This window comes from Pseudodesulfovibrio sp. zrk46 (genome assembly GCF_012516435.1).
In the GTDB taxonomy this organism is placed as follows: Bacteria; Desulfobacterota; Desulfovibrionia; order Desulfovibrionales; family Desulfovibrionaceae; genus Pseudodesulfovibrio.
This window is the reverse complement of record NZ_CP051216.1, coordinates 2,865,346-2,888,137: the sequence shown is the minus strand read 5'-3', so window position 1 is coordinate 2,888,137 and position 22,792 is coordinate 2,865,346. Positions and strand designations below refer to the sequence as shown.

The 22,792-nt window shown below is 52.5% G+C and carries 22 protein-coding genes and 1 tRNA gene; 10 read left to right on the top strand and 13 right to left on the bottom strand.

The window, feature by feature from the left end; all coding sequences use genetic code 11:
• Nucleotides 1–11 precede the first annotated feature (11 nt).
• The 3 genes from hflX to HFN16_RS12975 all read right to left on the bottom strand — a co-directional run bounded on the left by hflX (nucleotide 12) and on the right by HFN16_RS12975 (nucleotide 3,384).
• On the bottom strand, nucleotides 12–1,604 hold the full coding sequence (hflX, locus tag HFN16_RS12985; protein ID WP_168891162.1) for a GTPase HflX: 1,593 nt from the start codon (nucleotides 1,602–1,604) through the stop codon (nucleotides 12–14).
• Between the two features lie 191 nt (nucleotides 1,605–1,795).
• Nucleotides 1,796–2,392 carry an IMP cyclohydrolase gene (locus tag HFN16_RS12980; protein ID WP_168891161.1) on the bottom strand — a complete coding sequence of 199 codons (597 nt, stop codon included), beginning with the start codon at nucleotides 2,390–2,392 and terminating at the stop codon, nucleotides 1,796–1,798.
• Nucleotides 2,393–2,820: 428 nt separating this feature from the next.
• On the bottom strand, nucleotides 2,821–3,384 hold the full coding sequence (locus HFN16_RS12975) for a tetratricopeptide repeat protein (protein WP_168891160.1): 564 nt from the start codon (nucleotides 3,382–3,384) through the stop codon (nucleotides 2,821–2,823).
• Nucleotides 3,385–3,816: 432 nt separating this feature from the next.
• On the opposite strand from HFN16_RS12975, the gene flgB reads away from it, so the two are divergent.
• The 10 genes from flgB to HFN16_RS12925 all read left to right on the top strand — a co-directional run bounded on the left by flgB (nucleotide 3,817) and on the right by HFN16_RS12925 (nucleotide 11,697).
• Nucleotides 3,817–4,227: a flagellar basal body rod protein FlgB gene (gene flgB, locus HFN16_RS12970; RefSeq protein WP_168891159.1), complete on the top strand. Its 411-nt coding sequence runs from the start codon at nucleotides 3,817–3,819 to the stop codon at nucleotides 4,225–4,227.
• Nucleotides 4,227–4,667, top strand: coding sequence for a flagellar basal body rod protein FlgC (gene flgC, locus HFN16_RS12965; protein ID WP_168891158.1), 441 nt, complete (start codon nucleotides 4,227–4,229; stop codon nucleotides 4,665–4,667). Before flgB ends, flgC begins: the two co-directional genes overlap by 1 nt.
• Nucleotides 4,668–4,682: 15 nt before the next feature.
• Complete coding sequence (gene fliE, locus HFN16_RS12960; RefSeq protein WP_168891157.1) at nucleotides 4,683–5,012, top strand: flagellar hook-basal body complex protein FliE; 330 nt, start codon at nucleotides 4,683–4,685, stop codon at nucleotides 5,010–5,012.
• Nucleotides 5,013–5,071: 59 nt separating this feature from the next.
• Complete coding sequence (gene fliF / locus HFN16_RS12955) at nucleotides 5,072–6,676, top strand: flagellar basal-body MS-ring/collar protein FliF (RefSeq protein WP_168891156.1); 1,605 nt, start codon at nucleotides 5,072–5,074, stop codon at nucleotides 6,674–6,676.
• On the top strand, nucleotides 6,677–7,675 hold the full coding sequence (gene fliG / locus HFN16_RS12950; protein ID WP_168891155.1) for a flagellar motor switch protein FliG: 999 nt from the start codon (nucleotides 6,677–6,679) through the stop codon (nucleotides 7,673–7,675).
• Complete coding sequence (locus tag HFN16_RS12945; protein ID WP_168891154.1) at nucleotides 7,662–8,414, top strand: FliH/SctL family protein; 753 nt, start codon at nucleotides 7,662–7,664, stop codon at nucleotides 8,412–8,414. Before fliG ends, HFN16_RS12945 begins: the two co-directional genes overlap by 14 nt.
• Complete coding sequence (locus HFN16_RS12940; RefSeq protein ID WP_168891153.1) at nucleotides 8,415–9,758, top strand: FliI/YscN family ATPase; 1,344 nt, start codon at nucleotides 8,415–8,417, stop codon at nucleotides 9,756–9,758.
• Nucleotides 9,759–9,910: 152 nt separating this feature from the next.
• Entirely contained in the window at nucleotides 9,911–10,426 is a 516-nt protein-coding gene (locus tag HFN16_RS12935) for a chemotaxis protein CheX (protein WP_168891152.1), read from the top strand.
• On the top strand, nucleotides 10,427–10,795 hold the full coding sequence (locus HFN16_RS12930) for a response regulator (RefSeq protein ID WP_168891151.1): 369 nt from the start codon (nucleotides 10,427–10,429) through the stop codon (nucleotides 10,793–10,795).
• 5 nt (nucleotides 10,796–10,800) lie between these two features.
• On the top strand, nucleotides 10,801–11,697 hold the full coding sequence (locus HFN16_RS12925) for a GGDEF domain-containing protein (protein ID WP_168891150.1): 897 nt from the start codon (nucleotides 10,801–10,803) through the stop codon (nucleotides 11,695–11,697).
• 9 nt (nucleotides 11,698–11,706) lie between these two features.
• Here the strand turns inward: HFN16_RS12925 and HFN16_RS12920 are convergent, their stop codons facing one another.
• The 10 genes from HFN16_RS12920 to pstA form a co-directional block, all read right to left on the bottom strand.
• The gene (locus HFN16_RS12920) at nucleotides 11,707–13,857 is read right to left on the bottom strand and encodes an AsmA family protein (RefSeq protein WP_168891149.1); all 2,151 of its coding nucleotides are present in this window, start codon (nucleotides 13,855–13,857) and stop codon (nucleotides 11,707–11,709) included.
• A 24-nt stretch (nucleotides 13,858–13,881) separates the two neighbouring features.
• Nucleotides 13,882–14,190 (bottom strand): MerR family transcriptional regulator, encoded by a 309-nt coding sequence (locus tag HFN16_RS12915; RefSeq protein WP_168891148.1) that lies wholly within the window; start codon nucleotides 14,188–14,190, stop codon nucleotides 13,882–13,884.
• A 122-nt stretch (nucleotides 14,191–14,312) separates the two neighbouring features.
• The gene (pheT, locus tag HFN16_RS12910) at nucleotides 14,313–16,715 is read right to left on the bottom strand and encodes a phenylalanine--tRNA ligase subunit beta (RefSeq protein ID WP_168891147.1); all 2,403 of its coding nucleotides are present in this window, start codon (nucleotides 16,713–16,715) and stop codon (nucleotides 14,313–14,315) included.
• Nucleotides 16,716–16,796: 81 nt separating this feature from the next.
• Nucleotides 16,797–17,825 carry a phenylalanine--tRNA ligase subunit alpha gene (pheS, locus tag HFN16_RS12905; protein ID WP_168892359.1) on the bottom strand — a complete coding sequence of 343 codons (1,029 nt, stop codon included), beginning with the start codon at nucleotides 17,823–17,825 and terminating at the stop codon, nucleotides 16,797–16,799.
• A gap of 27 nt (nucleotides 17,826–17,852) precedes the next feature.
• Nucleotides 17,853–18,206, bottom strand: coding sequence for a 50S ribosomal protein L20 (gene rplT, locus HFN16_RS12900; RefSeq protein WP_168891146.1), 354 nt, complete (start codon nucleotides 18,204–18,206; stop codon nucleotides 17,853–17,855).
• 174 nt (nucleotides 18,207–18,380) lie between these two features.
• Nucleotides 18,381–18,578: a 50S ribosomal protein L35 gene (gene rpmI / locus HFN16_RS12895; protein WP_168891145.1), complete on the bottom strand. Its 198-nt coding sequence runs from the start codon at nucleotides 18,576–18,578 to the stop codon at nucleotides 18,381–18,383.
• Between the two features lie 45 nt (nucleotides 18,579–18,623).
• Nucleotides 18,624–19,172: a translation initiation factor IF-3 gene (gene infC, locus HFN16_RS12890; protein ID WP_168892358.1), complete on the bottom strand. Its 549-nt coding sequence runs from the start codon at nucleotides 19,170–19,172 to the stop codon at nucleotides 18,624–18,626.
• Nucleotides 19,156–21,093, bottom strand: a complete 1,938-nt coding sequence (gene thrS / locus HFN16_RS12885) for a threonine--tRNA ligase (protein WP_168891144.1) — start codon at nucleotides 21,091–21,093, stop codon at nucleotides 19,156–19,158. The genes infC and thrS overlap by 17 nt, the downstream gene beginning before the upstream one ends.
• 78 nt (nucleotides 21,094–21,171) lie before the next feature.
• Nucleotides 21,172–21,246 (bottom strand) — tRNA-Val (locus HFN16_RS12880).
• 385 nt (nucleotides 21,247–21,631) lie between these two features.
• On the bottom strand, nucleotides 21,632–22,792 hold the full coding sequence (gene pstA / locus HFN16_RS12875; RefSeq protein WP_168891143.1) for a phosphate ABC transporter permease PstA: 1,161 nt from the start codon (nucleotides 22,790–22,792) through the stop codon (nucleotides 21,632–21,634).

Genomic DNA, 22,792 nt, shown 5'->3' with positions numbered 1-22,792 from the left:
GTTAACACTCGTTACCAGTCAACCTTGCTCAAAATGGATTCCACCACAGGCTCAAGAGTGCTGCGCTTCACGGCAACAGCAGGAATACCCTCAGGGTAGATATTCCGCATGGCATCACGCCCCTCTTCATCAAGCTTGTCCCACTTATTCAAAACGAGGATGCTCGGAATATCATCCAAATCCATCTCAGCGAGGATAACCCGGACAGCTTCCACCTGCTCTTCTACTTCCGGATGTGAAGCATCGCAGACCTGAACCAACAGATCAGCGGACTCCAACTCCTCCAAGGTGGCACGGAAGGCTTCCTTCAAATCCGGCGGCAAACGGCGAATGAATCCGACGGTATCCGTCAGAACCACCTCGCGCTCCTGAGGGAATCGAATGCGGCGACTGGTGGGGTCCAAAGTTGCAAAGAGCTTATCTTCGGCTATGACTTTGGACTGAGTAAGAGTATTGAGCATGGTGGACTTACCAGCATTGGTGTAGCCCACCAGTGATACGATGGGCAATCCGGCCTTGGCACGCCGCTCACGAGTCTGTGTGCGACGTTTGCGAACCTGCTTCAACTCTTTTTTGAGACGAGTTAATCTGTCATTAGCACGACGACGATCAATTTCCAGCTTGGTTTCACCGGGACCACGGCCACCAATACCACCCATCAAACGCGACATTGCGCGGTTTTTACCAACCAGACGCGGCAAGGTGTACTTGAGCTGCGCCATTTCAACCTGAAGTTTACCTGAGGCAGAGGTGGCGTGCTGTGCAAAAATATCGAGAATAAGCTGGGTTCGATCCAGAATCTTACGTTCCGTGACCTTGGCGAGGTTACGAATCTGCGTAGGAGACAACTCCTGATCGAAGATGATGACCGAGGCATTGGCCTGCAATGCCTTAACCTCCAGTTCAGCCAGCTTACCCTTACCCATGATGTACTTGGGGTTGAGCTTGCGGACACGCTGAATCATTGTGCCAGCGGCTATTAGGCCTGCAGTATCAGCCAGTTCGGCCAACTCTTCGAGGGACAACTCCTGCACCGGCTTTGGTGTATCATCTACACTGACCAGCAGCACACGATTTTCGTCGGATTCACGCCCAACTCCATCCATCTGACGGCTAAACTCGTCTTCCAACGCCTCAACAATCTGACCTAGGTCGACATCCATGCGGTCCCAACGGACCTGCTCCATGATCTCGTAGCTCTTTTCTTCAGGATTGGGAGGCAGCAAATGAGCGGTCTGAGCAGTTTTAGGAAACCCTTCCGAAACATTCAGGACCGTGACGGAATCAAGTCGCAGAAAGACCATATCCATGAGGTCTTCCTGAGAGAGTATTTCCTCATTCAGATGAGTATGCAGCAAGCGCAGCCCGCGAAGACGTCCCGAACTCATACGGGCGCGAGACAATTCAGGAATGTAAATAGCCCGGTTATCGCCCACCAGCACCATTTGAACCTTGCCCTGTCTATCAATGATCAAACCCAACTGCCGTCCGGTATCAGCGGACAGTTCAGCCAATTCTCGAGCCTGCTCATTCGTATAGTTCCCATCCATGGGGAATTGACGTTGGTACAGACGGGACAGTCGCTTGATCTGATTGGGTTTCAACCCTTGCAGGTTACCCTTGGGCTTCTGGGCGATGGCTAATTCTCCTTATTGCTAGCGGCAGACGCTTTGCTCAAAATCGTGCAAATATGTTTGGTATTCCTTAAATGATCACGAAAAAAAGAAAGGCAAGTACTAGCTGTTTAGTACTTGCCTTTCAAATGATTTATCAGCGCTCTGTTCAAAAAACAACGCTATGCGTCATTCTCGGACAGATACTTGGTAATCATGGCGTCGTATTCACTGACCAACTTAAAGGTCAAGGCCGCCATTTCTTTACGGAATTCAAGAGAAATACCACCGTTTTCCTCGATCTCCTTCTGCACTACCGGGTAGTACTTGGGATCAGGAACAACACAAATGGAATGGAAGTTTTTGGCAGTAGCACGCAGCATGGTAGGTCCACCAATGTCGATCTGCTCAACCGCTTCCCTGAGATTGAGGCCCTTGGCCACAGCATCGGCGAAGTTGTAAAGATTCACACAGATCAGATCGAAAGGCTCGATGCCGAACTCACGCAGGGTCTCCATGTGACCAGCGTCATCCTTGTCGGCCAAGATACCGCCATGAATGTTCGGATGCAGCGTCTTGACGCGGCCACCAAGGATTTCTGGGAAATCTGTAATGTCGCTGACAGAGGTCACGGGAAGACCGGCCTCGGACAGCATCTTCTTGGTACCACCGGTAGAAACCAGCTCGGCACCCTGATCAACCAGGAACTTGCCGAACTCGGCCAGACCGGATTTATCGGTAACAGACAATATAGCTTTTTTTACGGGCAGAAGATCCATAACACTCCTCTCCTTTAGTGTTTGAGAGGTGGTGCCAGATTTGAGGAGTTAAGGCAAGCGAGACAATGATTCCCGACCATTTTAGACGGGATTCGCTATAGGCCATTGCGATGTAGCAGGCTAGCCAGGATGTTCGCGTTCTGAACGCAATACAAAAACGCCCCGCGGCATATTGCGCGAATTGTTAAATATTAAGAGTCCTTCAAATGCCACGACAAAGTGACAGGCTGCGTAGAAGTGTTCGAGTGCAAGACGCGAGTGAAAGATCGGACCCGCCGCGTATTGAAAATACGCAAGGGATCGAGCTTTCGCGAGCAACGAAGCAATCGAGCGCTTATACGCAGTCTGCCGCCAGAGGCTGATTTCCCGCCCCACCTAGCTGTAAGAGGCCAGCGAGGCGGGAAATCAACGGGGAGGGGAGACCGTAGTTAAGACTGGATTTCTGCCAGCATTTCGGTTGCGGCTTCAAAGTCCGGGTTCATTTCGAGAATCTTCTCGAGATGTTCCCGTGCCGCATCCTTCTGGTCGAGGCAGACCAAGCAACCAGCCAGGGAATAACGCACTTCGTGCTTGACTGGATCGATCTCAAGATAATCCCTGAGATACGGAATGATGTCTGCGACGCGATCCAGTTCATGGCCGAGCCTGATCAGCGAGAACAGGGCAACCATGTTTGCGGGGTTCATCTTGACGGCTTCGACGAACATGGAGAAAGCATTCTCCTTTTCACCGTTTTCCATCCTGATGAGAGCGATCCCGGAAAGACTTTTGTCGGTCGGTTCGATCTTGTGAGCTTTTTGGTACATGACCATGGCGTCTTCCAGTGCACCGCGTTGAACGGCGACCGTGGCCAGGCCAAGGTACGGGTCGGGGTGGATGCCATTAGAACTGACGGCCTTCTTGTAGTATTCTTCGGCCTTGTCCAGCTCACCCATGAACAGGTAGCATTCACCAAGTTCCTTGTTGATTTCGTAGTCGAGATGTCCACTCATGACGTTTCCCCTCCATTTCTCCTTTACCCGTGGGCCGGGTTGAAAAGATCTCCACAGGCCACATTTGGCCCGCGACCATATCTAGCAACCACTGTGCCAAACATTGACAAAAATCAACATTTTATCAACAAATACTTGATATAAATAACTTTATTCAGTGTTTATATTGTAAAGAGCAGCAAAAGCGGGAAAAATTATCCCGTCACCGACTCGGAACAATCTGCCCGCCCATGTCATAATATTAAGAAGTCTTCACCTTCCTCTTCCCTTCGACTGCTCCGTCATAAGTCTAGCGACCATCTTTATCTATAAACATATTTATTTCAGATAGATACACAATTGGAACACTAGTTGCTTAATCCTCTGCGAGTTCGGCGGCAAAAAATGCCCGCCTCCCGGCCAAGGCCGGAGAAAACGTAGAAGGAGCAAGGCATGAAGGGAATTTTCGGAAGCCACATACATTTGACGGCAAAGGTCATGGACATGCGGCTCGATCGTCAAAATCTTGTCATGGGCAACATCGCAAACGTGAATACACCCGATTACAAAGCCCAACGTCTTGAGTTCGAAGGAAAGCTGCAAAGTGCACTCAACCAGGATGCACACGGCAAAATGACCCGTACTTCACAGGATCATATGCCTTCAGCATTCAGCGCTAACGGATTCCAAGGCGATGACCTGCAAGATTTCAAGCCGCGTCATATTTACGGTGAAGACCGGGTAGACCTGGACAAGGAAATGACCTCCCTGGCGAAAAATGGGATGATGTACAACGCCTTGGCCACTGTTATCCGCAAGAACTTTCAAGGCCTGCAAAGGGTCATACAAGACGGAGCTAAGTAATGGATTTCATGACTGCACTCGACATTGGTGCCTCAGGTCTGAAAGCCCAGCGCGCCAATCTGAACGTAATTTCCATGAACATGGCCAATATGCGGACCACCAAGACTATGGAAGGCGGTCCCTACCGCCGCAAGTCCGTCTCATTCGAGGCGACTCCGGTCTATTCTCCGTTCGATACAGCCATGCGCGACAAACTCAACCAGAACCTGCAGGGCGTGAAAGTGCTCGGCGTTACTGCCGACGAACGCCCCTTCAAGCAGGTCTACGATCCGCACCACCCCGATGCCAATGACCAGGGGTACGTGTTCTATCCGGACATCAATGTAGTCGAAGAAATGACCAACATGATGAATGCCACCCGTGGATACGAGTCCAACGTGCAGACCATCACCGCCGTGAAGCAGATGTTCCAGCGAGCACTGCAAATCGGACAGGGTTAAGAAAGGAGTTAAGCCATGGTCGTCAAAAGCGTCGCCATCAACGCATACCAGAATGCCATGCTCCAACGCCGCAAGTCGGTGGACGACAAGGTCACCAAGTCCCTCGTCAAGCCACAGGCTCCGGTCAAGGACTTCAAGGACACCTTCACTGATTCCCTTAAGACTGTGAATGATATGCAGGCCGAGAAGAAGCAGATGATCGAAGAATTCGCCTCGGGCAAGAAGCAAAACATTCACGAACTGATGATATCCATGCAGAAAGCAGGTCTCGCCGTACAGATGACAGGCGCAGTCCGATCCAAGCTGATGCAGTCCTATCAGGAAATCATGCGCATGCCCTTCTAGAGGCACTACGCACTAAGAATTTAAAAACGGAAACCTGTAAAATCTTCGGGAGATAAGAGATGCCTCCGTTTATTGCTGAATACTGGGCCAAAATGAGCGGCTTCTGGTCCGACCGCACCATGTCACAGCGAATCCTCATTGCCGGTCTCGCCGTGTCCGTGATCCTCGCCTTCGGTCTCATGATCTTTTGGATGAACAAGCCTGATTACAAGATTCTGATGACCAACCTGTACCCCGAAGACGCCAATCGCATAGTGAGCATGCTTCAGGCAGCCAAAGAAGATTATGTACTCGAAGACAACGGCCGTACCATCAAGGTACCTGCCGATCGCGTCTACGAACTGCGCCTCCAGGTTGCTGGCGAAGGTGGCCTTCATGGTGAAGGTATCGGTTTTGAAATTTTTGACGAAGTTCAAATCGGACAGACTGACTTCATTCAGCACATCAACTATCAGCGCGCCCTTCAGGGTGAACTCGCCCGTACCATCACGGAATTCCCGCAGGTCGAAAAGACCCGCGTTCATCTGGTTATCCCTCAGAGATCCCTCTTCATTGAAGACCAGATGCCTCCGTCCGCATCCATCATCCTCCAGCTCAAGGATGAAGGCAAAATGGCAGCAAACGAGGTGCAAGGCATCGTGAATCTCGTTTCCATGGCCGTGGAAGGATTGGACCCCAAGAATATTACTGTTACCGACATGAAGGGCCGCCCGCTCTATACTCCCGAAGACGACAGCACTGGTCTGGCCCTGTCTAACACTCAGCTTGAATATAAGGCTGAGATGGAACGTACGACCCAGCGTCGCATTATGGAACTCCTCGGCCCCGTCGTTGGTCCGGAAAAGGTCATCGCCCGCGTCAATGCGGACCTCGATTTCTCCCAAAAGACCATCCGCAAGGAATTATACGACAATGAAAGCCCGGTGGTCCGCTCTGAGACCACCAGTGAAGAAACCACTGCTGGCGCAGCCAACCTGGCTGGCGGCGAACCTGACGCCAACTTCCGTGGCGACGGTTTCACCGGCACTCGTACGACTCAGGATTCCAGCCGTGCCAGCCGTACCACCAACTTTGAAATCAACAAACAAGAAGAAAACATCATTGCCCCTGTTGGGGAGTTGCAACGCCTGACCGTCGCGGTTATCGTGGACGGCACGTGGCAGACCAATGAAGAGACGGGCGAATCCGTGTACGTTCCCCGCTCTGCTGAGGAAATCGAACGCATCAAGACCCTGATCTCCAGCGCAGTCGGCTTTGACGAAGCTCGTGGCGACACCATTGAAGTGTCCAACATCTCCTTCGGCGAACCGGCACTGACCGATGCGGACTCCATCATGCGCACCATGCTTGAATACGCGCAGCGACTGGGTAAGCCGTTCCTCAACGGCCTCCTGATCTTCCTCTTCCTTATCCTGGTCGTCCGCCCGGTGATCATGGCCCTGATCCGGCCTCGCGTCGCTGAGCAGGAGATTGAGGAAATGGCCGGTCTGCCCGGTGCCGAGCGCCTCGCCCTCGAAGAGGATGAGGTGGACGAGGAAGCCATGGATATGTCCAGGCGCCTCGAGAACGCGAGAAACCACGCAGTGCAACTGTCCGACGACAACATGGATCAGGCAGTACATCTGCTCAAGACCTGGCTCACCCAGGAAGAAGGTGCGCAATAAATGTCTGACTTCACCGGCCCCCAGAAGACCGCCATCGTCCTGCTCGCACTGGGCGACAAGTTCACGGCGGAAGTGTTCAAACGGATGGAACGCAATGAGATCGCGGCCGTATCCAAGGCCATGCTCACCACCGATTCCATCCCGCGCGAACAGGTTCTCGAAGTGCTCAAGGAGTACAACGAAGCCCTGGCCTACGGCGCCGAGCTCCTGGTGGGCGGTGCGGAACAGGTCAAGCGCCTGCTGACCAAGTCTCTGGACAGCGAAACCGCAAAATACATTATGGATTCTCTCGAACTGGATACCGGCCCGACTCCTTTCCAGGAACTGGAAAACGTCAGTCCTCGAATCCTCGCTCAGATTCTCAGAAACGAGCACCCGCAGACCCTCGCCCTCATCCTGGGACACCTTCACCCGGATCAGGCCGCCGAACTCATCCAGCACCTGCCTGCAGGCGTCCGCGCCGAAGTGCTTATGCGCCTGGCAAAACTGGAGGCCGTGGCCGAGGAAATGCTCATGGAAGTGGACAAGGTTCTCCAAAGCCAGCTCATCGCAATGGGCGGCAAGGAAGGCAAGAAAGTGGGCGGTATTCCTTCAGTTGCAGAAATCCTCAACGCTGTGGACCGCAACACCGAAGAAGAAGTCCTGTCCGAGATCGAAGAAGAATCCACCCAGATGGCAGAAGACATCCGCAACCTCATGTTCGTTTTCGAAGACATCAAGAGTGTGGACGACGTGGCCATCCGCGAGCTGCTCAAAGAGGTTTCCAACGAAGACCTCACCGTGGCTCTCAAGGGTGCCTCCGACGAACTCAAGGACAAGTTCTTCAAGAACCTGTCCGAGCGTGCAAGCGCAATGATCAAGGAAGACCTGGAAATCATGCCGCCGAAGAAGCTCTCCGAAGTGGAAGCGGCCCAGCAGAACATCGTCAAGACCGTCCGTCGTCTGGAAGACGAGGGCAAGATTGTCATCAGCCGAGGTGGAAGCGATGTCTTTGTCTAAACACGCAGCAAACGATGCTCCCAAGTATACTGGAAAGGTTGTGGTCGGCATGGACTCTCCCGGTCCTGACGAGATGACTATCCAGGAGCTTGAAGGCAAGCGCCAACTCATCTGGGACGAGGCGACTGACAACGAGTATATGGAGCGCGTCAAGGCAAAGGCGAAGGAGAAGGCCAAGGAAATCCTGATGATGGCCGAACTGGAAGCCGAAGCTCTTCGCGCTACGGCTCACCATGAAGGTTATGAAGAAGGACTGGCAAAAGCACAGGCTGATCTGGATGTCCATGTTCAAACCATGTCATCCGAGGTGGAAAACCTCATGACACAGTTGAGTGCTCAGGGCGGCACTATTTTCCACGAACGTCGACAGGACATCATTGGCCTGATCCGACTGGCAGTGGAAAAGACCTTGAATATTGAGATGGCAGAAAGCCGTATAACCTCACTTGAGGCCCTTATGACCGAAGCGCTTGAGCGTATCGAGTCACAGCGGCAGATCGCCATCAAATGCGCCCCTGAAGACGCAGCCGATCTTGAAGGCTTCATAGCTACGATTCAAGAACGCAATCCAGCCCTGAAATACTGGACCGTCAAAGGAGACCCTACCATCCAGAGCGGTGGTGTGGTTGTTGAAAGCGCAGACGGTAAAGTAGACAACACTGTTGCTACCCGCTGGCAAGGAGTGGAGCCTGTTCTCGATCAACTGGCTTCACAACTGACTTCCGGCGAGGAAGGATAAATGATGCAGGGGTCCCGACTCGGACTGCTTGAAGACCTCGACCCTTGCCAGACTTTTGGCAAAGTCACCAAGGTGGTGGGTCTCATCGCCGAAGGACATGGCATCAAAGCGCCTCTCGGCTCGGTCTGTTATCTGCTACCCGACAATGGCAACCCCATTCCGGCCGAAGTGGTCGGATTCCGTGACGGAGCCTGTCTGTTCATGCCCTACTCGGACATGCGCGGCATCGGCCCCGGCAACCTCATTCAAAATGCAGCTACCCCGCCGCATATGCCCGTAGGATACTCCCTGCTGGGTCGCGCAATTGACGCCTTTGGCGATCCACTTGACGGCAAAGGACACATTACTCCCGAAGTATTCGTCCCCTTGCATCGCGATCCGCCCAACCCGTTGGAACGCCCTCGCATCAACGAACCGCTGGACGTCGGCATCCGTTCAGTGAATTCGCTGTTGACGCTGGGCAAAGGTCAGCGTGTGGGCATCATGGCAGGATCCGGCGTAGGCAAGTCAACGACGCTTGGTATGATGGCCCGCTACACCAAAGCGGATATCAACGTCATCGCACTTGTCGGCGAGCGTGGCAGAGAGGTTGTCGAGTTCATGGAGCGCGATCTTGGCCCCGAAGGCATGGCCCGCTCAGTGCTTGTCGTTGCCACTTCGGACAAGAGCCCGCTTATCCGTATGCGCGCAGCCTATGCTGCAACGGCCATTGCCGAATTCTTCCGCGACGAAGGCAAGGACGTCCTGCTGATGATGGACTCTGTCACCCGATTTGCCATGGCTGGACGCGAAGTTGGTTTGGCTGCGGGGGAACCGCCTACCCGCGGTGGGTACACTCCCAGTGTCTTCGCGCACCTTCCTCGACTCTTGGAGCGCGCTGGCAAGACTCAGGCTGGCTCAATCACAGGCATCTATACAGTGCTGGTGGATGGTGATGACTTCAACGAGCCTATTGCTGACTCCACCCGCTCCATTCTGGACGGACACATCGTGCTTACCCGAGATTTGGCGGACCTTGGCCACTATCCGGCCATCGATGTACTTAAGTCTGTCAGCCGTCTGAGAAATGACATTACCACTGATCAGGCACAAGCAGATGGACGCGCCCTGCTCCGCCACATGGCAACATTCAAAAAAGTGGAAGACATGGTCAATATCGGTGCCTATCAGCGCGGGGCGAACGCCGAAGTGGATACCGCCATCCGTATGGTCGGGCCTATCAACCAGTTTCTACGGCAGCTCGTTGCCGAGCAGGAACCTCTGGAAAGCGCCATGGCCAAGATGAATGCCTTGGTCAATGGAGACCAACAGCAAGCACAGCAACCTCCCCAGCAGGAAGGTTAGCCTCCAGGTCAATCATCGAACTTTCCCGTCATGATGGAATAATTTTTACTGAGCCGCCACTATTGGCGGCTCTTTTATTTCACCCCTTAATGCAATAATAATTTCTATTTTCCCTTTGTCGGCATATTCTACAAACAGACCAGGGGAATCGTATGGACAAGAAAATCAACACACTCATGACCAGCCTTTCCAAACGGGCAGTCGAATACCTTGCCGAGGAAATGGGGCTCGAGGCTGAAAAGGTCGAATACCATCTAAAAAGCATCGACCAGCACACACTCAAGCCCTTGACGAGCCTTGTGGCGCTCAGTGGCGGTCTTGGCGTTTATCTTGCCTTCAGCTTCGACAAACCTCTCATCGATACAATTCTGGAGAGGTATACGGAAGAGATGACCGTCACCGATGAAATGGTGGACAAATTTATTGAGGTGACAGCTGGAGACCTACTCAATCTCGTAGCAGGAAATGCGTTGGCAGAAGTTTCTGACAAAGGTTCTCCCATCACCATTACCCCGCCACTGTTCATCAGCGGGGCGAAACAGATAGGACGGGTAGACAGAGCAAAAATTTACATGGCCTCCCTCCAGTTCCCAGAAGGAAACATGGACATGATCTGTATCGGGCCGCCCAATCTGTTTGACGACAAACTGGAATATAAGGAGCGATAAATGAAAGGCTTGAAGGTATTGGTTGCTGACGATTCGGTCATCATCCGAACCAAGATCATACAAATGCTCGAGCAGCTTGGTCACACCGTGGTCGGACAGGCCGAAAATGGCACGGAAGCCATTGAGGTTTTCAGCAAGGAACGCCCCGACCTTATCACCATGGATATCACCATGCCCGATATGGACGGCATCGAGGCAACACGCATCATCATTGATGCAGACCCGAACGCCAACATTCTGGTCCTTACCTCTCACGCACAACAGGAGATAGTCCAGCAGGCCATCGAAGCCGGAGCCAAGGGATACGTGGTTAAGCCCGTAACCGCAGACAAGCTGAGCCAACGAATCAAGCAGATCATGGAGTTGTAAACGAGATGTTTCGGAACCTGCTTGAATCCCACTTCGATCTCATCCCGTTTCAGGTATATATTGCCGATGTCTCAAAATATGAAATCGTCTTTGCAAACAAGCTATTGTCCGATATCTACGGGGATCTCCGCGGCAAGACCTGTTACAAGGCCTTGCACGGAATCAATGTTCCATGTGATTTCTGTCCAATACAACATGTCCTGACCGAGGAAGGTCTGCCGAATGATCAAACCAACAACTTTGAATATTTCAACGAAGTGGAAGACTGCTGGTACCAGGTAAAAGCACGCGCTCTTGGCTGGACGGACGGCTCCATCGTGACCCAGTTCATTCGAGTCGACATCACAGACCTCAAGGAAATTCAAAGCCAACTTGCCGAAACACACGCCATGATGGCTCTTCAGAACAAAAAGCTGGAACAGATATCAAGCACTGATCCTTTGACAGGGTTAGCCAACCGACTGCGCCTTGATGAAGCCATGAAAGCGGAAAAGAAGCGCGCCAAGCAACAGGCTAAGCCTCTCTCCATTATCATGACGGACATTGATCACTTCAAGTCTGTCAACGACACATACGGCCACACAACCGGAGACAGAGTCCTTAAAAGAATTGCCTCAATCCTTGCCAATAGTGTTCGCAGAGAAGATATTCCCGGGAGATGGGGAGGAGAGGAATTTCTCATCATCATGAGAAATACGGATATCATGGGGGCAACCCAGATGGCCGAGGGACTCAGACGGCAAATCGAGGCACAGGAATTCCCCAAGGTAGGCCAGAAGACTGCCAGCTTTGGCGTCGCACAACTCAAAGACGATGATACGCTCATCACCTTTGTAAACAGAGCTGATGCCGCCCTCTACAAGGCCAAGGAAACCGGCCGCAACAAGGTCGTCAGCCAGTAGCTGCCACGATTAGAAGATTCCAAGAAACTTCTTGTGGGGCTCAGCCTCTTGTTTCTCTTTCTCCGGTCCACCGCCGCCGGTCACAGCCTTGCCCACACCTTTGATGACTCCTGTCACGCCACCGATGATACTTCCAGCCGTGCCTATAACCGCACCACCCAACGCTTTGACGTATTCAGTAAGACTCACCCAATAGCGAGGGTGTTCCAAGGTGCCGCTCACGCGAATGGGAACCATGACGCCAAAGAGATCGTCTGACGATTTGCCTCCCTGACCTTCTTTTGATGCCACAAGCTTCACTTTTAAGAGGTAATCGAGTTCACGGGTAGGTAACTTTACTATTCCCTCACCATTAGCTCGCAGTCCCGGAGCTTTGACTTCAAGGTCCTTGTTCCGCAAAATACCAGACTTGATGACGGCAGTGCCTTCGATGGTTCCAAACTTTGTTGAATCAGTCGCTACCGCCTCAACCGTGCCCTCTTTCTTCCCTTTGCTTTCGTGGGTTTTCTTGGCCATTTCCGCAAGGTCAACACCGGGGAAAACGCCATCCGTCAACTGCAAGCTCAGTTTTCCATTCATGGAACGAAGCAATATGGGCAGCCGCTCACCATTGGCGGAAACGGCAGCATTAAATTCTAGTATCCCTTCATAGGAGGATTCTCCAGTCACATCACGGGAGAGATCACCTATGTTCACTTTGTGCAGTCCTGCAATTAAATTGGCGTCCGGATACTGCCCTGTGGCATTGATGGTAATGCCGGAAGACAAAGTGCCGCCATAGAGATCAGCTGCCAATGGATTGATGTTAATCATTCCATTCTCCGCCTTAGCCTTGGCGTGTACGTTTTCAAACCACATGCCTTCTGCACGGAGCTTTGCGACCTTACCCTCAAGGTCCAGATTCAGCCGTCTCAAAAGACGAGTATTAAAAATACGTTCTCCGCTACCTTGTGCGGCCTCTTCCTTGGCTGCGGTAGTATTGTCAGCATGATCGGGAGGGAGATAGCGATCCAGATCGATTGTCCCGGCATCCAAACGGGCAAACGCATACCCTTTTTCCGCCCCCCATTTCACACGCATACTTCCCGATGCTTGAGCTCCATCCACTATCGTCGAAAAGGTCTTCAACTCCAGATCGCCAGGAACATACACGACATCGGCCATTCCCTTTACGGAAGTCAAAGCACTCGCCTCTGCGGTATCAGGCACATCCAACCCCAATTGGGTTAATGACTTTCGCGCATCAAAAGGATCAATACTTACAGTGGCGACAACCTTGCGAATACCATCTGTAATGCCTTCAAGGGAACCGTCAACATGGGCGTTCATGCCGTATGCAGAAGCAGTAAAACCCGTTAACTGGGCATGCTCTTCGTTGAAATTCATAACCAGAAACGTGAACGCTGCCGTTCCTGAAACAACACCACCCGGCACTGCATCTCCCTTTGCATCAAGAGAGAGTTTCATATCCATATGGCCGTATTCCCGGTTCTCCAAATCGAGAGAGGACTTCCCTGTAACCTGCAATTTGCCCTGCACGCCAGGATCGCTGCATTCGAAAGCCAACTCTGCCTTCATGGGGAATGGCGCACCCTTGTAGATTCTCCCGGTTTCCAGATTTATGTCACGCAACACGAACAGGACGTCAGCAACATCATCATCCCAAGCAAGGCTGGCAGATCGAACAGTCACTCCCTCGATATCAAGAGAGAACTGCTCATTACGCCCTTCCTTCTCTGGCTCATCTTTGGGAGCACGTCCAACAAGGTCATCCCAATTTGCGACACCGTCTTTACGGCGACTCAAGTTGAGGCTCAACCCGTCCAACTCCAACGTACCAAAACGAATCTTGCCAAATATCAGTGGTAATATACGTACGGAGACACGAGCCGAATCGGCTCGCACCATGAACTCATCCTTGAACCCGTTGGCATTGCTTAGGCTCACCCCGCCCAACGACACTCCTAGCCGAGGAAAGAATCCCAAGCTCAGATCGCCTTCAAAGGTCAACGTCCGTCCGGTTTCATCATGTACCGCCTGCGCGATACGATCTTTGTAATTATTAAGATCGAATGTGGAGAAAAAAACGACGACAGCCAGGATGACCACACAAAACGCAACACCAAGTCCAATTATACTCAGTTTCACCGCTCGTTTCATCGCGGTCCTCCCAGGATCAGATAATCAAGAATTCAGGAGCCGCTTAATCGCAAGCAATTCGTCACGTACTTCCGTTAAAATGTCCGAGTGTTCTCGGCTCTGCAGCTTTTTCTTGGCTCCGTCTATGGTTAGCCCTTCATCATACAAAAGGCGCTTGATCTCACGGATGATCTCCAGATGATCCTCGGTATACAATCGTTGGCCCGAATCTGTCCGAATAGGGTCGATTTCATCGAACTCCCCTTCCCAGAACCGCAGCACGTACGTCTTGACGCCAATCTCTTTGGCCGCCTGACCGATCTTATACCTCTTGAACTCCTGCAAATCTTCCATTTGGTTAACATAACAAATCGCTACGCACGATTCAATAAGATTACATAATCCGCTTCCGATAGTGCCCCAATAAAAAAGCCCCCTGCTTCATATTGAAACAGGGGGCTTATTCTTAGCTTTAACTAGAAGCGAATCGGCAGATTCTTTTCCAGAGCGGCAAGCACTTTCTTGTGCTCCTTGTCGACCTGCTTGTCCTTCAGCGTCTTCTTGGGATCGCGGTAAGTCAGGCGGAAGGAAAGGTTTCGCTCCTCTTCCTGTCCTTCGGGTACGAACTCGGCAACAAGTTCTACAGACTCAAGAATCTTTACGCCCGCGTTCGCAATGGCCTCACGAATTGCCTGTGCAGGCAGAGTTGAGGGGCCGATAACGGTGACATCACGACGGCTGGGCGGGAAGACAGGCAGCGGCTCAAATACGATCTTATGAGCGTCAACGATCTCACGCAACACATCCAGCTGCAGTTCAGCCATCCAGACATCCTTCTTGGCGTGGTAGAAATCAGCAATATCTGTCTTGACTTTACCGATAAGGCCGATCTGCTTCTCTCCAAGAGAGACTTCAACGCAGGGCTCAAGGTAGGCGTGTTCCTCAGCCAGAGCAAAAGTAGGCTCATCAAGCTTAAGGTGGTTCACTACCAGATGTTCAACATGGCCTTTCACGTCGAGATAATCGACATCACCAGCTTCCCACGGCCACTCAGTGGCGTGACGCGGGCCGTGCATGAGCAGGCCGAGGCGACCGAATTCACGAGTCTCAGTCTCGGACTCTGAATCAGCTACGAAACGCTTAGCAACTTCGAAGATACGAACATGGTTGTTGCCCTGAGCAAGGTTGTTCTTGAGCGTATTCAACAGGCCAGGAGCCAATGCAGTACGCAAGACATTCTGGTCTGCGGACAGCGGGTTGGCGATGGCGACACGCTCATCAGCGGGCAGATTGAGGCGGTCGAGATCTTCATCACCCACGAAGGAGTAGTTGATTGCCTCGTTCAGACCTGCACCTGCGCCCCACTCCTTGATATTTTTGAGGAAACCGTACTCGGTCTCAGAGGCGACCTTGCCGTCCATGCGTTTGGCAACCTTGGGCAGGACTGCCGGGATCTGATCCAAACCAAAGACTCGACCGACCTCTTCATAGAGGTCGACTTCGCGCTCCAGATCAAGGCGGTGGGACGGAGAACCAACGGTCCAGTTGTCGGCATTGGAATCGTCAACGGTACAGCCTTCGCCTTCGAATACTTTCTTGGCGAATGCAGGCTCGAGATCAAGGCCCAGCAAGGACATGCAGCGGGCATGGCGGTAACCATGCTGACGATCATTCCACGGCTTGGGCTCATTGGAAACCACACCGGAAACAACCTGACCACCAGAGGTCTCAGCCATAAGCTGAGCAGCGCGATCCTGACAGAAACGAGTCAACTGCTGGTCAACGCCACGCTCGAAACGGTAGGAAGCATCGGACGGCAGAGCCAGTCGACGAGCCGTCTTACGAACTGTACCCGGACGAAAGACAGCTGCTTCCAGCAGGACGTTGGTGGATTTATCAGTCATTTCCGAGTTGGCACCACCCATAACACCGGCCAGAGCGACAGGCTTTTTGCCGTCCCAAATGAGCAGGTCGTTAGAGGTAAGGGTGCGCTCCATGTCGTCCAGAGTGGTGAACTTCATACCCTCGGTAGCCGGGGCAACGCGGATAGTAGCATCCTCAATGAGATCCAGATCAAATGCGTGCTGCGGCTGACCGAGTTCGAACATGACATAGTTGGTCACGTCGACGATATTGGAAATAGGACGCTGCCCCAGAGACAGGAGCTTGAAGCGCATCCAGTCCGGGGACTTGCGGGTTTCGACGTTACGGATGATGCGGGCATGATATGCCGGGCATAGCTCCGGGTCGTCGATCAAAATCTTGATGTCATCGGCTGCGTTGCCTCCGGCCTCAACCAGATTCAGTTCCGGCATGGTCAGGGGCAAATCAAAAGCCAGCGCTGTCTCACGGGCAAAGCCGAGAATGGACAGGCAGTCTGCACGGTTGGGTGTGATGTCGAAATCGAACACGGTACGCTCAAGATTCAGAGCATCGACGAGTTTTTCACCGACTTTGAAGGAGTCATCCAGAACCCAAATGCCATCATGATCTTCGGAGAAGCCAAGTTCACGCTCGGAACAGATCATACCGAAAGACTTGATCCCACGGAGTTTGGCCTTCTTGATCTTCATGCCCTCGGGCATAACAGTACCAACCTTGGCGACAGGGACCTTCTGCCCCTTGCCCACATTGGGGGCGCCACAGACGATGGTCAAAGTTTCAGCTTCGCCGACATCCACGGTGCAGACCGACAGCTTTTCCGCTTCGGGGTGCTTCTCGCACTCAACCACATGGCCGATTACGATATCCTGAACTTGCTCGAACGGATCTTCGATGCCTTCGAGTTCGAGGCCCAGCATGGTGAGTTTGTCACCAAGCGCCTGAATCTCGCCCTCGTAGGGGACGAATTCCCTCAACCAATTGAGACTGACTAACATTGCACTACCGTAAGTGTAGAAAAGTTATAAAAAAGCGACCACGGAGTACCCCGGTGCGGAGTGCTCCGGGCCGCAAAGAATCTATGCGAACTGTTCGAGGAATCGGACGTCGTTCTCAAAGAACATGCGCAGATCACCGATGTTGTACTTCAACATGGCGATACGCTCGATACCGAGACCAAAGGCGAAACCGGTGTAGACTTCGGGGTCATAACCAACAGACTTGAAGACGTTGGGATCAACCATACCGCAGCCCAGAATTTCCACCCAGCCAGTGCCCTTACAGATACGGCAGGTCTTGCCGTCCTTGGTTCCCTTACCACCGCAGGCCACACAGGAAATATCTGCTTCGGCGCTGGGTTCAGTGAACGGGAAGAAGCTGGGGCGGAAACGGACTTCGGTTTTGGAGCCGAAGATCTGACGCACGAAGACAGTCAGAGTTCCACGCAGGTCGGCCATGGACACGTTCTTATCGACCAGAAGCCCCTCGATCTGATGGAACATCGGGGTGTGAGTCAGGTCGGAATCGCGTCGATACACCTTGCCAGGAGCGATAACGGCCACCGGAGGCTCCTGCTTGAGCATGGAGCGAATCTGCATACCCGAGGTATGGGTGCGCAGAACGATGTTGTCAGAAACATACAGGGTGTCCTGCATGTCACGGGCCGGGTGCTCGGCAGGGATGTTCAGGGCCTCAAAGTTGTGCCAGTCATTCTCCACCTCGGGACCGGAAGCATGCTCAAAGCCGAGTCCGGTCAACACCTCACACACCTCGTCCATGACGAGAGTGACAGGATGCAGTGAGCCTGCAGCAGGCTTGCGGCCAGGCATGGTGGGATCAAACAGGGACAAGGCATGACTTGCTTCAGCTGCGGTCAGATCGGCCTGCCAGGAGTCGATGAGCGCGGTGATGCGCTGCTTGACTTCATTGGCCTTCTTACCGCCCTCGGGCTTGTCGGCATTATCGAGCTTGCCGAGCTGGCCCATGGCCTGAGCGAGTTTGCCTTTACGGCCCAAGAACTCGATGCGGAGTTCGTCCAGTTCCTTTAACGAACAGGCCTGGCCCTTGCGAGATTCGCAATCAAGGGCCAGGCCGTCGAGTCCTTCCACGAAGGACTTCAATTCATTACTCACGATTTAGCTCACCTTAGCTTTGGCGGCCTCAGCGACTTTGGCGAACACTTCAGGGTTGCGCACTGCCATGTCGGCGAGGACTTTGCGGTTCAGCTCGATACCAGCCAATTTAAGGCCATTCATCAGACGGCTGTAAGACAGACCGTTCAGACGGGCAGCGGCATTGATACGCATGATCCACAGCTTCCTGAACTCACGCTTTTTACGCTTGCGATCGCGGTAGGCATTACAAAGAGCCTTTTCAACGCGCTCACGAGCGGTGCGGTACAGGCGGCTACCGGCTCCGCGGTAACCCTTAGCCATTTTCAAATACTTTTTGTGACGACGCTTAGCGGCGACACCGCGTTTAACTCTCATGGTTAAACCTCCATCTTTAATCAACCTCCCGGGCCGGACGGACTCCCCCAGCGAGGCAAGATTCTAAAAGTTAATTACAATAACGATTGATCTTCATTGAAGCCGAGGTTGACAGGCGTGTGGACCAAAGGTCCATCTTGGACGCTGCCAACAAGGCACATATCAAAGGAGATACTAACCGTTGGGCAGCTGACGACGAACGGCCTTCATGTTGGTGCCATCCACAGTTGCGGACTGGCCCAGGCGACGTTTGCGCTTGGCGTTCTTCTTGGTCAGGATGTGACGCAAGTTCTTCCTGCGGCGCTTGAACTTACCGGAAGCGGTCTTGGAGAAACGCTTTGCGGCAGCGCGACGGGTTTTAATCTTGGGCATAGTAGCCTCCTTCATATTGGGGATCGGTTCCCCTGTGAGTATCGACTATTTTTTTACAGGAGCAAGCATCATTGTCATCGTCCGTCCCTCAGACAACGGCCTGCTCTCAACTTTAGCGATATCCTGTGTATCCTCCACAACCCTTTCGAGCATAGTCAGCCCGCGGTCTTTGTGGACGATCTCACGGCCCCGGAAAAAGACAGTCACTTTACAGCGATCGCCGTCATCCAGGAATTTAACAATTTTCTTGAGCTTCGTCTGGTAATCGTGCTCATCGGTTTTCGGCCGGAACTTTACTTCCTTGATCTTGATTACGGTCTGCTTCTTCTTGGCTTCCTGCAGCTTTTTCTTCTGCTGGAACTTGAACTTGCCGTAGTCCATGATCTTGCAAACAGGCGGGTCGGCGTTGGGCGCAACCTCAACCAGGTCCAGGCCCTTCTCACGGGCGCGTTCCAGTGCATCGCGAGTGTCTAAAACACCCAGCTGTTCTCCGTCCTCGTCAACCACCCGTACCTTGGGGATACGGATTCTTTCGTTACGACGGACCTGATCTTGACGTCTTTGACCTCTACGGTCGTTACCCCGAAAAGCTATAGCTCATGCCTCCTGCTTCGAAAGGAGCCTTGGCAGCATCCAAAATAAGCTGCGCGGCTTCTTCCAGTGTCACCATACCGGGATCCTCACCATCGCGGGAGCGAATGTTGACACACCCGGCCTCAACCTCTTTATCGCCGATTACCAGCATATACGGGATCTTCTCAACCTGAGCTTCCCGAATCTTGTAGCCGAGCTTCTCATTACGGGTATCCGCTTCAACACGGATGCCTTTGCTAAGGAAGAATGCTTCGGCTTCCTTCATAAAATCAAGCTGCGCGTCGGTTACGTTCACCAGACGCGCCTGAACCGGAGCCAACCAGACAGGCAGTGCTCCGGCGAAGTGTTCAATGAGCACACCGATGAATCTCTCGATAGATCCGAGGATAACCCGATGCAACATGACCGGGCGGTGGCGCTCACCGTCCTCGCCCACATATACCAAGTCGAAGCGCTCTGGCAAGGTAAAATCGCATTGAATCGTGGCGCATTGCCAACGACGCTCAAGAGAATCCTTGAGAATAATGTCGATTTTGGGACCGTAGAATGCGCCATCACCTTCGTTGATGGAGTAATCCTTGCCGGTGGCATCCAGCGCTTCAGTCAGCGCCTTGGTTGCCAGTTCCCAATCTTCATCAGAGCCAACAGACTTTTCCGGACGGGTGGAAAGCTCAGCCTCAAACTCGAAGCCAAACATATTCATGATGTCGCTGACGAAGTTGTAAACGCCCAGGATTTCATCCTGAAGCTGGTCCTTGCGGCAGATAAGATGCGCATCATCCTGAGTGAAGGAACGGACTCGCATAAGGCCGTGCAGCACACCGGACTTCTCGTGACGGTGAACCACACCCAGCTCAAAATAGCGCTGAGGCAGGTCACGGTAGCTCATGAGCTTACGCTTGTAGATCAACATGTGAGACAGGCAGTTCATGGGCTTGATGCCGTAGGCCTGCTCGTCGATCTCAGTGAAATACATATTCTCGCGGTAGTTGTCGTAGTGACCGGACTTTTCCCACAGCTCACGCTTCAGGATCAGCGGTCCCTGTACGATCTGATAACCGCGCTTCAGATGCTCTTTACGCTCCCAGTCTTCCAGAATGGCACGAACAAGGCCACCTTTGGGGTGCCAGAGGATCATACCGCCACCGACATCATCGTGGGTGGAGAAGAGGTCAAGCTGGGTGCCCAGCTTACGGTGATCGCGCTTCTTGGCTTCCTCGAGACGATTCAAGTGCTTCTTGAGCGCCTTGGGATCATTCCAAGCGGTACCGTAGATACGCTGGAGCATCTTGTTCTTTTCGTCACCACGCCAGTACGCTCCAGCTACAGACAGCAGCTTGAATGCCTTGAGCATACCGGTACGGGCAACGTGCGGGCCACGACACAGGTCTGCGAAATCGCCGTGGGTGTAAACGGAATACTGTTCCGCACCCAGATCATCGATGAGTTCCTGTTTGTAGCTCTCATCCATTTCAGCGAAGTACTTCTTGGCTTCGTCAGCGGACATGGTCTGGCAAGAGAAGTCCTTGTTGGCACCAACAGAAGAAAGCATCTCCTTCTCGATGGCTTCAAGGTCTTCCGGAGTAAAGGGGCGTTCGTAATCGAAGTCGTAGTAGAAACCGTCCTTAATGGCGGGACCGATGGTCACCTGCGCGGAGGGGAACAGCTTCTTGACCGCCTCGGCCATGAGGTGGGCGGTAGAGTGACGAATGACTTCAAGCCCCTCTTCGCTATCAGCGAAGACGGGCTCGAGAGTGGTGCAAGTAGTCGGTACGGCAGTAGTGAGATCAAGAAGAGTATCACCGCACTTGGCAACTACAACATTCTTGAACTGTTTTTTGGACAGGCCCTCTTTCAGGGCATCGGCGCATACGGCACCTTCTGCCAACTCTACCTGTTTGCCGGAGACTTCAATCTGCACTCTCAAGCTCCTTCCCGATCTTATCGGGGTTTAAAAACGATGAAAGGGAGGCCACTTGGCCTCCCTTCCGGGGATTTCTGGTAGGCGCGGAGGGATTTGAACCCACGACCCTTTGCACGTCAAGCAAATGCTCTCCCCCTGAGCTACGCGCCTTCTCGTCGAAGCGAGGGAGAAACTATGCAGAACACGGTCGATTGTCAAGCGGCTTTTTTAAAAAAAGTGATCTTTTTTTGTCGATGCCCAATTAGCCCTACTGCGGCGTAGTTTTTAACGATTTAAAAAGTTTACGTTTCCAGTTCAATCAATGGCTAAAGAACCTCAATTCAGCGCTTTTTTTGAGCCCAGAGCACTCTACCCTATCTAAACAACTCTTCCCGAATCAAATCCAAGCACCCATAATTTGACGCTGAATTACATTTTTTTTTATCAAAATCACAAAATGAATGCATTTTTTTCAGCGGTCCTTACTCATTATAAAAGAGGCACGCCAAGTGGCGTGCCTCTCAACTTCATTAATCAATCACTAAGGAAGGGAGTTTTACCACTTGGTCTCGTATTTGTTTCGGAGATAGATAGCAGTACCATTCATAACCAGCATAACCGCCAGCAAGACAATGATACCAGCAGAGGTTCGCTCAGTAAAAGCTCGCAGGGAATCTGCAGACCAAGTATAGATCTGAGCCGGCAAAACAGTCGCAGCACTTGTGAAACCATCTGGGGCTTCAGGAATATACGCCATCATACCAACGATCATCAGCGGCGCGGTTTCACCAATAGCACGAGCCAGGCCGATAATTGTACCTGTCAGGATACCGGGCAACGACAGTGGCAATACGTTGCTAGTAACCATCTGCCAACGAGTAGCACCTAATGCAAGAGCGCCCTCTCGTATAGAATCCGGAATGGCCAAAATGGCTGCACGGGTTGAAATGATGATGACTGGCAATGTCATGAGCGACAGCGTCAGACCACCAACAAGGGCAGACGAACGAGGCACTCCCATGAAATTGATAAATATCGCCAAGCCGAGCAAACCGAACAGAATTGAAGGAATTGCAGCCAAGTTGTTAATGTTGACTTCAATGACCTGCATGAGACGGTTATCCGGCGCAAACTCTTCCAAATATATGGCGGTCGCGACCCCTAACGGGAAGCTAAACAGCAAGGTAATTATCAACACATAGAATGAACCGACTGCAGCTGCTGCAATACCTGCCATTTCAGGCAACTTCGAGTCTCCGTTCAGGAAGAGACCTTTATTGAAGCCGAGACGGGCACGCCCCTCAGCCCTGAGCTTGTCTATCAGATTCCGCTCTGCCTTACGCAGACGGTTGGGCTTACCCTTCAAGTACTGGTCGACCTCTGAATCTGCCAAAACCCACTTCTCAACAGTGGTGCCCAGCAATTGACGATTTTCTCGGATCTTATTGGGAATCAGACGAGTGAAACCTCGGCTGACAAGATAACTCATCTCCTCATCCAAAGCGTAGTCGCCCATGGTCAGAGCTTCTTCATTGTAATTCACTTCTACACGCAGCTCGGCCTGCTCAAATGCAGACCACGCAGTTGCAATGATATCAGCGAAGAAGAAGACAAGGAACGCACCAGCCATGAAAATGGCAGAGTATGCGAACACCCGGAAACGCCTGTCTTTACCAGCGCGCCGCTTCAATTCTCTTTGATCTACGGTAAATGCCAT

Bases quoted from the DNA above. Each gene is read 5' to 3' on its own strand.
- fliG (WP_168891155.1), top strand. From the start codon at position 6,677: ATGTCTGACTTCACCGGCCCCCAGAAGACCGCCATCGTCCTGCTCGCA.
- fliF (WP_168891156.1), top strand. From the start codon at position 5,072: ATGCCTCCGTTTATTGCTGAATACTGGGCCAAAATGAGCGGCTTCTGG.
- HFN16_RS12920 (WP_168891149.1), bottom strand. From the start codon at position 13,857: ATGAAACGAGCGGTGAAACTGAGTATAATTGGACTTGGTGTTGCGTTT.
- HFN16_RS12915 (WP_168891148.1), bottom strand. From the start codon at position 14,190: ATGGAAGATTTGCAGGAGTTCAAGAGGTATAAGATCGGTCAGGCGGCC.
- HFN16_RS12980 (WP_168891161.1), bottom strand. From the start codon at position 2,392: ATGGATCTTCTGCCCGTAAAAAAAGCTATATTGTCTGTTACCGATAAA.
- pheT (WP_168891147.1), bottom strand. From the start codon at position 16,715: ATGTTAGTCAGTCTCAATTGGTTGAGGGAATTCGTCCCCTACGAGGGC.
- flgB (WP_168891159.1), top strand. From the start codon at position 3,817: ATGAAGGGAATTTTCGGAAGCCACATACATTTGACGGCAAAGGTCATG.
- flgC (WP_168891158.1), top strand. From the start codon at position 4,227: ATGGATTTCATGACTGCACTCGACATTGGTGCCTCAGGTCTGAAAGCC.
- HFN16_RS12940 (WP_168891153.1), top strand. From the start codon at position 8,415: ATGATGCAGGGGTCCCGACTCGGACTGCTTGAAGACCTCGACCCTTGC.
- HFN16_RS12975 (WP_168891160.1), bottom strand. From the start codon at position 3,384: ATGAGTGGACATCTCGACTACGAAATCAACAAGGAACTTGGTGAATGC.
- HFN16_RS12930 (WP_168891151.1), top strand. From the start codon at position 10,427: ATGAAAGGCTTGAAGGTATTGGTTGCTGACGATTCGGTCATCATCCGA.
- rplT (WP_168891146.1), bottom strand. From the start codon at position 18,206: ATGAGAGTTAAACGCGGTGTCGCCGCTAAGCGTCGTCACAAAAAGTAT.
- HFN16_RS12935 (WP_168891152.1), top strand. From the start codon at position 9,911: ATGGACAAGAAAATCAACACACTCATGACCAGCCTTTCCAAACGGGCA.
- fliE (WP_168891157.1), top strand. From the start codon at position 4,683: ATGGTCGTCAAAAGCGTCGCCATCAACGCATACCAGAATGCCATGCTC.
- HFN16_RS12925 (WP_168891150.1), top strand. From the start codon at position 10,801: ATGTTTCGGAACCTGCTTGAATCCCACTTCGATCTCATCCCGTTTCAG.
- rpmI (WP_168891145.1), bottom strand. From the start codon at position 18,578: ATGCCCAAGATTAAAACCCGTCGCGCTGCCGCAAAGCGTTTCTCCAAG.
- HFN16_RS12945 (WP_168891154.1), top strand. From the start codon at position 7,662: ATGTCTTTGTCTAAACACGCAGCAAACGATGCTCCCAAGTATACTGGA.
- pstA (WP_168891143.1), bottom strand. From the start codon at position 22,792: ATGGCATTTACCGTAGATCAAAGAGAATTGAAGCGGCGCGCTGGTAAA.